The sequence below is a fragment of the Flavihumibacter profundi genome (genome assembly GCF_020076305.1).
Taxonomy (GTDB): Bacteria; Bacteroidota; Bacteroidia; order Chitinophagales; family Chitinophagaceae; genus Flavihumibacter; species Flavihumibacter profundi.
In genome coordinates, this window is the sequence record NZ_JAIQXE010000003.1 from 520905 (window position 1) to 533276 (window position 12372).

10 protein-coding genes are annotated in these 12372 nt (G+C 43.0%); 2 read left to right on the top strand and 8 right to left on the bottom strand.

Annotation, left to right across the window (positions count from 1 at the left end; translation table 11 throughout):
• Positions 1-303 precede the first annotated feature (303 nt).
• A complete protein-coding gene (locus LAQ65_RS16925; protein ID WP_224118182.1) occupies positions 304-1338 on the bottom strand; it encodes a glycosyltransferase family protein in 1035 nt (344 codons plus the stop codon).
• A gap of 11 nt (positions 1339-1349) precedes the next feature.
• Positions 1350-2216, bottom strand: a complete 867-nt coding sequence (locus LAQ65_RS16930) for a UDP-2,3-diacylglucosamine diphosphatase (protein ID WP_224118183.1) — start codon at positions 2214-2216, stop codon at positions 1350-1352.
• A gap of 101 nt (positions 2217-2317) precedes the next feature.
• On the opposite strand from LAQ65_RS16930, the gene lysS reads away from it, so the two are divergent.
• Positions 2318-3835: a lysine--tRNA ligase gene (gene lysS, locus LAQ65_RS16935; RefSeq protein ID WP_224118184.1), complete on the top strand. Its 1518-nt coding sequence runs from the start codon at positions 2318-2320 to the stop codon at positions 3833-3835.
• A 110-nt stretch (positions 3836-3945) separates the two neighbouring features.
• Entirely contained in the window at positions 3946-4581 is a 636-nt protein-coding gene (locus LAQ65_RS16940; protein WP_224118185.1) for a sterol desaturase family protein, read from the top strand.
• Between the two features lie 59 nt (positions 4582-4640).
• Here LAQ65_RS16940 and LAQ65_RS16945 read toward each other — a convergent pair whose 3' ends face one another.
• The 6 genes from LAQ65_RS16945 to LAQ65_RS16970 all read right to left on the bottom strand — a co-directional run bounded on the left by LAQ65_RS16945 (position 4641) and on the right by LAQ65_RS16970 (position 12371).
• The gene (locus LAQ65_RS16945; protein WP_224118186.1) at positions 4641-5462 is read right to left on the bottom strand and encodes an SDR family oxidoreductase; all 822 of its coding nucleotides are present in this window, start codon (positions 5460-5462) and stop codon (positions 4641-4643) included.
• Positions 5463-5986: 524 nt separating this feature from the next.
• A complete protein-coding gene (locus LAQ65_RS16950) occupies positions 5987-7561 on the bottom strand; it encodes an amidohydrolase (protein WP_224118187.1) in 1575 nt (524 codons plus the stop codon).
• Positions 7558-8901: an aspartate aminotransferase family protein gene (locus LAQ65_RS16955; RefSeq protein WP_224118188.1), complete on the bottom strand. Its 1344-nt coding sequence runs from the start codon at positions 8899-8901 to the stop codon at positions 7558-7560. Before LAQ65_RS16955 ends, LAQ65_RS16950 begins: the two co-directional genes overlap by 4 nt.
• A gap of 1 nt (position 8902) precedes the next feature.
• Complete coding sequence (locus tag LAQ65_RS16960; RefSeq protein ID WP_224118189.1) at positions 8903-9562, bottom strand: GNAT family N-acetyltransferase; 660 nt, start codon at positions 9560-9562, stop codon at positions 8903-8905.
• Between the two features lie 10 nt (positions 9563-9572).
• On the bottom strand, positions 9573-10937 hold the full coding sequence (locus LAQ65_RS16965; protein WP_224118190.1) for a Na+/H+ antiporter NhaC family protein: 1365 nt from the start codon (positions 10935-10937) through the stop codon (positions 9573-9575).
• Between the two features lie 3 nt (positions 10938-10940).
• Positions 10941-12371, bottom strand: a complete 1431-nt coding sequence (locus LAQ65_RS16970; RefSeq protein ID WP_224118191.1) for an NAD-dependent succinate-semialdehyde dehydrogenase — start codon at positions 12369-12371, stop codon at positions 10941-10943.
• Position 12372 lies beyond the last annotated feature (1 nt).

A 12372-nucleotide genomic window follows, 5' to 3' on the forward strand; every position in this document is an offset into this window, starting at 1 on the left:
TACATTCTGTTTACCGGCTATATTTTTTGATGCTCGTATTACTTCATAAGCCATTAGATGCTTCATCAGAGAAGGGTAAAATACCTGTTTCCAGGTTCATTGAAATTTCACATGCACCACCACAGTAGGTTCGCGAAATATTGCTTCGGATTTAGCTGTCTTTGGTGGGATATTTTATTTGGTACCCAAACACCAACCCAAACAACAGTAATTAATAAGAATATTGAGTTTTATTTTAACAAGGACAAATTTGGCGAAGCAGAACGAATTGAAGCTTAATCAAAATTTATTAACCACATTTGCTCAGCCAAGCATCATTTCCGGGAAAAGCAAGTCTAAAGCAACTCCCTTTTGCGGATAATTATCCATCAGGTAACCCAATACTTCAGGGATATTATTGGAATAGGTTTTTTGAATGGCTTTACCCATAGCAACCCAATTCAGGAATTGTCCGGTAAATTTTTCATCCATTTGTTTCAGTGCAGTAATTCCCATTTTCTCCAGGGCGGCAGCATTACAATGTTGTTCATACTGACCCTTAATAGGCACAACCAGTAAATTCTTCCCTAAATGCAACACTTCTGCCGGTGTTTCAAAACCGGCACCCGTAATCACCCCGTACGCACTAATCAGGCTTTCATTGAACAAGCGTTGTGATACCGGTATTAGTTTAACATTTCCAACCGTGCTTACTTGTTTAACAACTTTTGAAAAAACTTCAAAACGAAATGATGCCAACTTCGAAAATTGGGCGATCAGGAACTCATCACTGCAAGCAGATAAGTATACCGTAATATGGCCAAGGTTCTTCGATTTAGCCTGCAATATTTCTTTTTTAATGACCGGTTCGAAAATGAAATCATCATATTTCTCGAAATGGAGGCCAATATATTGCGATGCGATAGCGTAATTTTTAAGTAGAAACTCACCAACCAGGTCCTTATTAGCAGGGCGTGGCGCTAGCGGAGAATGGAATGAAGCCTGGTGACCAAAGTTTACAGAGGGAACTTTTTTATAAGCACAGGCCAGCGAAGTGATACACTCAAAATCATTAATTACTACGTCATATTGCTCTACAGGCAATTCCTTAATTTCCTTCCAGACACGGTACGGGTTTATTTGCCTGGCCAGTTTACTATATTGCAGGCCGCCATTGTTATTATAAAATAAGCTTAGTCCCTTGCTACGAAACCGTACGGGAAGTTCGTTCTGTAATTGGCTATTGGCGCCGCTTAAAAAAATATCCACTTTGCCATACCTCCGCAGGTATGGCAGAAGCTGGGTTGCCCGGCTGATATGACCATTACCGGTCGCTTGTACGGCATACAATATTTTCATGTCAATACATTTTAAATAGCAAGTGAATTCACATAAAGATTTACCTCGTCGGTTACTACATTCAATTTTGGTTCAACTATTTCCAGCTTGGAGTCTGTAAATTCCTTTTCATCATACGTATAAATATGCCAGTCGTTCTGGTAGTACTCAAGGGCTGTCAAATGTTCAACCCAATCACCCGAATTAAGGTACATCACCTTCCCTTTTTCGGTTTCTACCATTCTTTTCTGGGGCTGGTGTATATGTCCGCAGATTACATAGTCATATTTTTTCTCGATGGCGATTTCTGCTGCAGTAAGTTCAAAATCATTGATTCGGGTTACAGCCTTATTGACGCTGGCCATAACAGATTTTGACAATGAGATGCGATCACGGCCAATCACTTTAAGCAGGTTATTTATCAGCCGATTCAACAATATTAATAATCCGTATCCACTGCTTCCAAGCTTTGCCCAGAATTTTGCAGCACCCCGGGTAGTATGATCGAAAACATCTCCATGAAAAATCCAGGTCATTTTATGGTTGATTTCAATAACCAGTTTATCAGTCAACTGGAAATTTCCCAATTCTATATCACAATACCGGCGCATGAATTCATCGTGGTTGCCAGTTATGTAGATGACCCTGGTGCCATTTGCCATCATACTGAGGATTTCCTTCACAACTGCAATATGCGCCTGGGGGAAATAATGCTTGGTAAACTGCCAGGCATCAATGATATCGCCATTCAGGATAAGCATTTGCGGAGTGATGCTCTTAAGGTAGTGGAGCACTTCCTTTGCCCTGGAGCCATAAGTACCCAGGTGGAGATCCGATAATATGGCAACATCTAGCTGGCGTTTTTCCATTTCAGGAGGTTTGTCAAAATTCGTAACCATGTATTAGCAGCCTGTAAAGGAATGGTTAAGGAATAGTGAACCCTTGCTAAGAAATTGTTATCCACTCAAATACATTATTTTTGCGCTTCAAATTTTGGTGCATGCATTTATCAGAACAAGAGTTGATCCGCAGGGAAAAATTGCAACAATTGGTGGAAATGGGCGTGGATCCCTTTCCGGCCCCACTTTTTCCCGTAAATATTACAGCAGCCTATATAAAGGATAACTATAAAGGTGAAGAAAATAAGGCCGATTTTGCTGATGTTTGCCTTGCTGGCCGTATAATGAGCATCCGGGATATGGGGAAAGCTAGTTTTGCGGTTTTACAAGACAGCACTGCCCGCATCCAGATTTATGTGCGCAGGGATGATATTTGTTTGGATGAAGATAAATCCGGATACGACAAAGTATGGAAACACCTGACAGATATCGGTGATATTGTTGGTATAAAAGGCTTTGTTTTTACAACAAAAACCGGTGAAACCTCTGTCCATGTAACTGAACTTACCTTATTAACCAAGTCTTTGAAGCCATTACCGGTGGTAAAAGAAGCAGAAGGACAAACCTTTGATGCAGTTACCGATCCGGAATTTAAATACAGGCAGCGCTATGCCGACCTTATTATTAACCCACAGATCCGGGACACATTTGTGAAACGCACAAAAATGGTAAATACCATACGTGAGTTCCTGAATGAACGTGGCGCTTTGGAAATTGACACGCCTGTTTTGCAGGCTATTCCCGGCGGAGCCGCCGCCAGGCCTTTTATCACACACCACAATGCATTAGATGTACCCTTTTACCTGCGCATCGCCAATGAATTGTACCTGAAACGTTGTATTGTGGGAGGATTCGATTGGGTATACGAATTCAGCCGCAATTTCCGGAATGAGGGTATGGACCGTACCCATAATCCTGAATTCACTATCCTGGAATGGTATACCGCATATAAAGACTACCTCTGGATGATGGAAACCACTGAGAAACTCCTTGAAAAAATCGCAATTGCCTTACATGGAACAACCGAACTAACAGTTGGGGATAAGAATATCAGTTTTAAGAGCCCTTTCAGGCGGATTTCGATTTTTGATGCGATCAAAGAAAATACGGGTATAGATATCAGCGGGAAAAACGAAGCTGCACTCCGTGAGGTTTGCATACAATTGAAAATTGAAGTTGCCCCGAATATTGGTAAGGGCAAACTTATTGACGAAATCTTCGGAGCCACCAGTGAGTTTACTTATATACAGCCAACTTTTATCATCGATTACCCGGTCGAGATGAGTCCACTTACGAAAAAACACCGCAGCAAGCCAGGACTGGTTGAGCGATTTGAGCTTATGGTAAATGGTAAGGAAATCGCAAATGCCTATTCTGAGCTGAATGACCCCATCGATCAGCGCAATCGGTTTGAAGAACAGGTAAAACTGATGGAAAGGGGTGATGACGAAGCAATGTTTATTGACCAGGATTTTCTGCGTGCTTTGGAATATGGCATGCCGCCAACTGCGGGTATTGGCATCGGAATTGACCGGCTTTGTATGCTGATGACTAATCAGCCTTCTATCCAGGACGTGCTATTATTTCCGCAAATGAGACCTGAAAATTTTGAAGAATAATCAGGGAATACGTACAACATCTTTAACTTTTCCCTGGCGTCGTAAAAAAGATTTATTTTTACAGGCAGGAATAGTGCAATTAATTTTTTTGACCTTAAAAGCAAACTATTATGGAATTCAAAAAAATTCATAATTCAGGAGAAGCCAAATTGTTTCAGAATAAATACCTGGAATTACTTACAAAAACGCACCCTCTATTAATATGGGGTATATATTTACCCATTATCATTTTCCTATTGTATTATTCGACAAAAACAATAAATGGCTTTCAGGTATTTCTGGTTTTTTTAGCCGGTGCGTTTTTTTGGAGTTTTATTGAATATTTATTACACCGCTTCGTATTTCACTATAAGCCTAAAACCGACTTTGGAAAAAGGATTAATTACCTCACGCATGGCAATCATCACGAATACCCGAGGGACAAGAATAGGCTATTCATGCCTCCTTTGCCAAGTTTAACCATCGCTAGTCTTTTCTTCCTGGTCTACTATTTAGTATTGGGGAATTATGCTTTCGCATTTTTCCCGGGCTTTATGTTCGGTTATTTGTTGTATGGCAGTATGCATTATGCAATACATGCCTGGAATCCTCCATTCAAATGGATGAAACCCCTTTGGCGCAATCATCATTTACACCATTATAAACATGGTGACCAGGGATTTGGGGTGAGTAGCACGTTCTGGGATCTTGTTTTTGGAACAATGTATGAAACCAATATAAAGCAAGAAGAAAAACAGCATACCTAGCCTTTATTGATACCCTGCCGGGGAATTAAAAGCTTTGTTTTTCCCCTCCCTGACTTCCCTCAGATAAATAAATCGTTCATTAATTTGTGCGAAGGATTTACGGCATATTTGTCGAGGTCGGTTATGCCTTCCTCCGCAAGCACCTGTTCGTCGATAAAGAAATTACCACTACAGTCGATGGACGACCTTCTCAGAATATGCAGCGCAGCTTCTGCAACAATTTCAGGTGTGCGGCTCCTTTGTATCAGGAAGTCCCCTCCGAGCAGGTTCTCTACCGCTGCAGTGGCAATAGTAGTCCGGGGCCATAAAGCATTTGCAGCAATGCGGTAAGGCCTTAATTCTTCTGCTAATCCAAATATCACCATACTCATTCCATATTTACTCATAGTATATGCCAGGTGCGGGGCAAACCAGCGTGGGTCCATGTTAAGTGGCGGAGAGAGGTTTAGTATATGCGGATTATTCGCCTCCTTAAGATGTGGAATACAGGCTTTGCAAACAAGGAATGTACCCCGAACATTGATACCATGCATGAGGTCCCACTTTTTTGCATCAGTTTGCTCTGTCGGCGTAAGACTGATTGCACTGGCATTATTCACCAGGATATCAATTCCCCCAAATGCCTGAACAGTTGTATCTACTGCCTGTTGAATACTATCTTCAAAGCGGATATCTGCCTGTAAGGGAAGCACTTTCCCCGGACCCTTTTTGGCAATTTCCTCCGCCGCGCTGAATATGGTGCCTTCCAGCCTGGGGTGAGGTTCAATCGTTTTTGCAGCTATGGCAATATTGGCCCCCTCTGCAGCCAGGCGTAAGGCGATTGCTTTACCGATTCCCCTGCTGGCACCGGTTATCAGCACATTCTTGTTTTCAAATAGCATGTTCTAATATTAATTTATGAATGCATTCAGATGCTTTACACTAACGGAAGTTAGTAGAGTTATACCAAAAAGCACTTCGTATTTTTACGAAAACATCAGTATTTCATGAACTATGCAGATTCAGCAATTGTGCTCTTGTACAGGTATTGCTTAGGATATACTTTTGTTATGTCAGTTGATCGATACCAAATCACCAAAATCCTAAGAAAGACCAAAAGCCAAATCCGAAGAAAAACCAGAAAAACCAAATCCAAAGAAAGACTAATTATCCAAGATCCGAGAAAGACCAAGTATCCAAATCCAAGGAAAGACCAGAGCACCAAGCATCCAATGAACCACCAAAAATGATTGGGACCTTTAACTGACAAGAAGTTTAAAATCCAGTATCACGCGATCCAATTCCTAGCGAATGACCAGTAAAATTTGTACCTATCGATGACCTGAACCATGGTAGTGTTCTGAATCGTACAAAAAATTAAAAGTCCCGGTGCACGCGCATCGGGCTTTTTTTAGGACTCCGCTGATCAGGCAGACCAGGCAATTTTTCCATCAACCCAGGTATTCACAACTTTGAGTTCCGGAATTTCATCAATAGGGGTAGACAGTGGGTCTTTTTCCAATTCAATGAAATCTGCAAGCATTCCTTCTTCCAGCTTCCCGAATTCCTTTACGCCACTAATTTTAGCAGCATTTCCTGTATATAGCTGTAATGCTTCACGGATGCTGATGGCTTCACCGCCGGCAATCAGGTTACCTTGGTCGTCTTTACGGCTAACTGCAGCATACACACCTTTAAAGGGATTAAAATTATTGACTACAGGAGCATCTGAGGACAAAGCAGCCAGGATCCCATGGTCAAGGACTGATTTTACCGGGTAGCACCTGCTTAGGTAATCTTCATCCAGATACCGTATAAAGTTCTTTCCCAGCTCACTTAAAAAAATAGTTTGCATTGATGCGGATATGCCATTCCCGGCCATTTCCTGAAGATGTTTTTGTTCTGGCAGGCCAAGGTGCTCAATCCGTCGGATGCTGTTGGGAAAAAGGGCATGCATCTCCTTGTAAATATCCACTACAAATTCAATTGCGGCATCACCTATTGCATGGGTAGCAATGCCCAGGCCCTTTTCCAGGGCTAATTTGCAAAGTTGCCGGTACTGGCCGGCCACCAGTCGCAATACCCCTCTTTCTGTGCTGTTTTTATACGTTCTCTTTAAAGCTGCGGTTTTTCCGCTCAGCCCTCCGTCACTGAAGAATTTAACCGTATTCAAACGAAGGAAAGACGATTCGAAAAGCTCTGGCAATGGATAGGGCTCTTCACCTCCGTCGGGCAACAATATAGGGATGGCGTTTAATCGAAAGCCTAATTCACCGGCTTCATTCATTTCTTTATATGCTTCCAGTAACAGGGGATCTACGGCAGGGTCAGTAGCTGCAGTTATACCATACCGGTACATCTCATTGCGCGCAGCCAGTACCATATGCTTTAACTGTTGCTTTGTATAAGGGGGAATATGATTGGCCACCAATCCCAGTGCAGTTTCAGATAAGATTCCATTAGGTTCGCCATCGTCCCCTAAATGCATCACACCGCCATCGGGGATTTTCGTAGCTGCATTTACTCCTGCAAATTGCAATGCTGCAGTATTTGCAACTGCAATATGCGCGCAGGTTCTGATTACATATACCGGCTTCCCGGGTACAATTTTGTCAAGGTCTTTTTTTTCTGGCAACCTATTGTTGGTCCAGCCCGCCTCATTGAAACCTCTTGCTACAATCCATTCGAGATCAGGATACTTCCGGTCATAATCGCGTATCGTATCCAGCATCTCTTCCAGTGATGACGCGCCACGCAGGTCTAGCATATAAGTTTTTAGGTTACCCACTTTCCAGATATGAATATGGGTATCATTCAATCCGGGCATTATTGTCCTGCCATCAACATCAATTTGCAAAGTATTGCCATCAACCAGGGGTTGTAATTCATCATAACTGCCAATTGCCCTGATCAGGTTATTCTCTATGAGCAATGCATTTCCCCCTTTCCGGAGGCCCTCCTGGAAAGACAATAACGCAGCATTATGGATCAGTGTTTTCAATTTCTTTTTTGTTGTGCTCTTGCGATAGCTGATTCCAGAACAGCAAGTCCTTCTTTCAACTGCTCATCTGTTATTACTATAGGCGGGAGTAAGCGGATACAGTTGCTGTACAATCCGGCCCTTATTAGTATCAGGCCGTTATTTATGGCATCTTTCATCACCTCCATGGCTACATCCATATCTGGAGTTTTGGCATTCCGGTCCTTTACAAATTCCACCAGTTGCATCGCCCCAACTCCTCTGGTATCACCAATGATTGGATATTTTTCTTTCCAGCCAGACATAGTAGTACTGATAATGCTGCCAACTTCACAGGCACGCTTTAAAAATGATTCGCTTTTCAGGATTTTAATGGCTTCAATAGCGGCCACACAGGCTACAGGGCTTCCACCGTATGTACCACCAATCCCGCCCAGGTGCGGGGCATCCATGATCTCTGCTTTCCCGGTTACGGCGCTGATTGGCATACCGGCGCCAATTGATTTGGCACTTACCACAATATCAGGAACAATACCGCTATGTTCAATTGCATAGAGCTTTCCCGTACGGCCTGCACCACATTGGATTTCATCCGCAATAAATACAATACCATACTGATCACAGATATCACGCAGTTTTTGCAGGTACTGCGCAGGGATTGGCAGGAACCCGCCTTCTCCCTGTACTGGTTCAATAATGATTGCTGCCAGTGATTCAGGATCAACCTGTGCAATCAGGGCACGTTCAAGGTTTTGGATACAATGCGCAACATATTGTTCCTCGGTCATGCCGTCGGTTTTACGATACATATTGGGCGCCGGGATACGGTAGATATCCGGAACATAAGTTCCAAAGCCTTTTTTGAACAGGGCATACTTGCTTGTTAAACTAAGTGTAAGTAAAGTCCGGCCATGATAAGCACCTTCAAAACATAATACGGCATTCCGCCTGGTATGGTACTTGGCAATATTTACTGCATTTTCAACAGCTTCTGAACCGGAGTTTGCCAGCAAGGTTTTCTTGGGAAAATTTCCGGGGGTACTGCTATTGAGCAATTCAGCCAGCTCGATATATGGCTCAATGGTAGTTACCAGTGAACAGGTATGAATGTATTTATCTACTTGTTCCTTGATTGCTCTTACAACGGCTTCGTTACAGTGACCAACATTAATCATGCCTATACCGCCGGCAAAATCAATCAATTGGTTGCCATCAACATCCCAGACCAATGCTCCTTCAGCCCGCTCCACAACCACTTCGGTTGATTTAGCCAGCCCACTGGGCAATGCCTGTTTTCTTCTCTCCAGGATAGATTGTCCTTTTGGTCCGGGTAATGCTGTTTTAAGTTGTATATAATTCATATTATATTGTTTTATCAATGTCAATTTTGATTAATACGCCATAGTTACCGCAGGCTGGATCATTAAGGTAATCCGGGATCAAAGCAATTGGTTCGAATCCAATTTTCATTTGCGCAGAAACGGTCGGGTCTGTCCTTTTCCCAGCCAGCAATTCCTGGTAAAACTGTTCACCACTCATCTGGTCACTAACTGCACCGTATCCATTCATCATACCTACGGTGATCTGGCCTTTTAATCCAAGTTGGCGGGCAATTTCATGCCTTGCCCTGTATAATATACGGGCAAGTCCCCTTCCCCGGTAATCCGGATGCACACCAATATCGAGGCCATATAGCCAATCCCCTTCCGGGTCATGGTTGGTTAACCATCCGCCGGCAATGGTTTCCTTGAACGTATGGTGATAATGGTCGAAATCAAATTTACTTCGCATAGTAGTGGTCATTGCAACTACTTTATCACCATCTTTTATCACCAGCTGGCCTTCGGGAAATAATTCAAGATGCCGAAGGTAATGTTCCGCCCTGATCAGTTCATCATCAGCAAGGGTTGGAAATACAATCCTTTGTAAAGCCTCCAGCTGGCCCGCATCTTCTGGCTGCATACTCTGCACCACAAGGCCATTGCCTATGTCTTTACGATAAAAATATTTTTTTGTTTCCATCAATTCATATTTAAGCAATCATATAACCCATTACAACATAGGCAATACAGGTGACCGTAAATGATATCAAGGCAAAAGGCAGTTGTGTGATGCCATGTTGGTAATTATTACATTCGGCGCCCTGGGCGGCAAGTATTGTTGCATCGCTGTAAAAGCAGGCATGCGCGCCAAAAGTCCCGGCACTGATAACTGCACCAATACAAACCCATACATTACAGCCAAGGTCATGCGCTAATGGTATAACAAGCGGAACAGCAATAGCGTAAAGTCCCCAGGAGTTACCCGTAGTAAAAGCAATCAATCCGAGTGACAGGAAAACCGCCAGTGGTAACCAGTTTTTATTTACTACTGGTTCTACTACACTGATCACATACTGTGTTAATCCCATTTCATCGCCTAAATCTTTAAGCAGGTAGGAAAAGAGCAGTAGTACCAATGCAAAAAGCATGCTTTTCATGCCTTCAATGCCTGACTCTGATAATTTTTTAAATGGTGCTACTTTTTTTATACTATAATAAATCAATGTAAACGCAAGGGCTATAATAATTCCTTTCAGCGCATCCAGGTCCATCAGTACCGTTGCGGTTATTAACACTAATACAGGAAGTACCAGGTACCAGATATTCCCTTTTACTTTTTCATCAAAGGGTTCAACTTCCAGGGAAAATTCTTCTGAGTTATCGGGAATCAACTGTCCTGTAGTTAATGCCCGGTGATTGGCTGTTTTCATTTTCCCTATGATTGGCACTATGCCTAATATGACTAGTGGAACCAAAAGGTATTGCACCCAGCCATAAGAAATATAAGGTATGATACCCAGGTAAACCGAAATTCCTTTACCGGCAGGAGCCAGGCCATTCCCTTCCAGCAGTTTACTGATAAAAATTACCCAGGTTGATATAGGTACGATTACACAAATTGGAACTGCCGTTGAACTCACAACAAATGCCAGCATCTCGCGCGAAACCTTGTAATGATCTGTCAGCTTTTTCATTGTGGTACCTGTGGTTAAAGCATTCAGGTAGTCGTCAACAAACATAAAAGATCCAAAAGCCCAGGTTGTCAGCAATGACCTTTCCCTGTTCTTTACAAAACGCAGCAGGTATTCACCAAAAGCAAGAACGCCCCCACTCCGGATCATTAACTGTATCAAGGCTCCATAAAGACTGCACACGATAATGACCCAAACCATCAGGTCATTTTGCATTACTTTGGTAAATGCAGCGATAATGGCATTGAAAAAATCCCACTTCCCAACAATGATATAACCTGCAAGGCAACCAATAAGCAAAGGTTCCAGTGAAAGTTTGGTTTTGATTGCTATGGCTATTACAATCAAAGGCGGCAGCAATGATATGATTCCGTAGTTTCCCATAATTTACAATCCGCCTATGCTGATTAGTTTTTTTTCCATGTACTCAAATAACCCTTCGCTGCCGCTTTCATGACCCTGTCCGCTGTACTTCCAACCGCCAAACGGGGATTCTGTGCCATGAGGCGCCCATTCATTAATACCAACCATACCGAATTCCAGTTGTTCGGAAACATGGATGGCGGTGTTTAAGTTATTGGTAAACAAATAAGCCGCTAATCCATATTCAGTATCATTGGCTTTTTTAATTGCATCTTCTGCATCGGTAAATGAAAACAAGGGTAATATTGGCCCGAATATTTCATTTCTCGCTAATGTTGAGTCCTGGTCAAGGCCAGATACCACAGCGGGTTGTAGGAAATACCCATTTGGCTTGTCTGCCGGAATATTACCACCCGTTAAAATATTTGCCTGTTCCTGCCGGGTTTTTTCTAAAAGCTCCAGAACACTATCCCGTTGTTTTTTTGTAATTAACGGACCAACCTGTACACCCTCTTCAAATCCCTGACCCACCTTAATGGCTGCCACATAAGCTGTAACGGCTTCTGCAAACTGGTGATAAATTTTATGGTGTACATAGAAGCGTTGGGGAGCGATACATACCTGGCCGTTATTACGGAATCGGGCAAGTGCGGCAGATTTTGCAACTGCAGTTACATCTACGTCTTCGAAAATGAGTACTGGTGCATTACCGCCAAGTTCCAGGGCCAATTTTGTATGGGTCCTTGAGGCCCCGTCCATCAGGATTTTCCCAACCCTGGTGCTCCCGGTAAAGCTTATTTTTTTAAGCAGTGGATGATCAAGCATCGCCTGTCCTATAGAGGATGATTCGCCAGTCAGGACATTCAATACACCAGCTGGTAATCCGGATTGTTCAAGGGCCTTTGCCATATGATATGCAGACAAAGGCGTGCTTTCTGACGGCTTTGCAACAACAGTGCATCCCGCTGCCAGTGCGGCCGCCCAGGCACGTGCCGGATTGTAGGCGGGGAAATTCCAGGCAGTGATAACCCCAACAACACCCAGTGGCTGCCATATTACTGAACTTCTTTTATCAGTGCGGTTAGTTGGAATCACTTTCCCATACGCACGCTTACCTTCCTCTGCATACCATTCAAAAAGGTTCGCAGCGACAGTGAATTCTCCTCTTGCCTCGGCAAGTGGTTTACCACTTTCCAAAACCATATCCCGGGCAATTTCATCCAGGTTCTCTCTTAAATAATCAGCTGCCTTTTTCAGGATAGTTGCCCTGGTATAAGGTGTGGTTAATTTCCACTTCCGGAAGGCTTCCTGCGCGGCTTCAATAGCTATTATACAATCTTTATCATTACCATAACTAATGGTATGCAATACTTCCTCAGTGGCAGGATTAATAAGTTCATGGGTATGTCCATCGATTGCATTAACCCATTGGCCGTTTATAAATTGCTTGTTCATG

Bases quoted from the DNA above. Each gene is read 5' to 3' on its own strand.
- lysS (WP_224118184.1), top strand. From the start codon at position 2,318: ATGCATTTATCAGAACAAGAGTTGATCCGCAGGGAAAAATTGCAACAA.
- LAQ65_RS16940 (WP_224118185.1), top strand. From the start codon at position 3,946: ATGGAATTCAAAAAAATTCATAATTCAGGAGAAGCCAAATTGTTTCAG.
- LAQ65_RS16925 (WP_224118182.1), bottom strand. From the start codon at position 1,338: ATGAAAATATTGTATGCCGTACAAGCGACCGGTAATGGTCATATCAGC.
- LAQ65_RS16970 (WP_224118191.1), bottom strand. From the start codon at position 12,371: ATGAACAAGCAATTTATAAACGGCCAATGGGTTAATGCAATCGATGGA.
- LAQ65_RS16930 (WP_224118183.1), bottom strand. From the start codon at position 2,216: ATGGTTACGAATTTTGACAAACCTCCTGAAATGGAAAAACGCCAGCTA.
- LAQ65_RS16955 (WP_224118188.1), bottom strand. From the start codon at position 8,901: ATGAATTATATACAACTTAAAACAGCATTACCCGGACCAAAAGGACAA.
- LAQ65_RS16960 (WP_224118189.1), bottom strand. From the start codon at position 9,562: ATGGAAACAAAAAAATATTTTTATCGTAAAGACATAGGCAATGGCCTT.
- LAQ65_RS16945 (WP_224118186.1), bottom strand. From the start codon at position 5,462: ATGCTATTTGAAAACAAGAATGTGCTGATAACCGGTGCCAGCAGGGGA.
- LAQ65_RS16965 (WP_224118190.1), bottom strand. From the start codon at position 10,937: ATGGGAAACTACGGAATCATATCATTGCTGCCGCCTTTGATTGTAATA.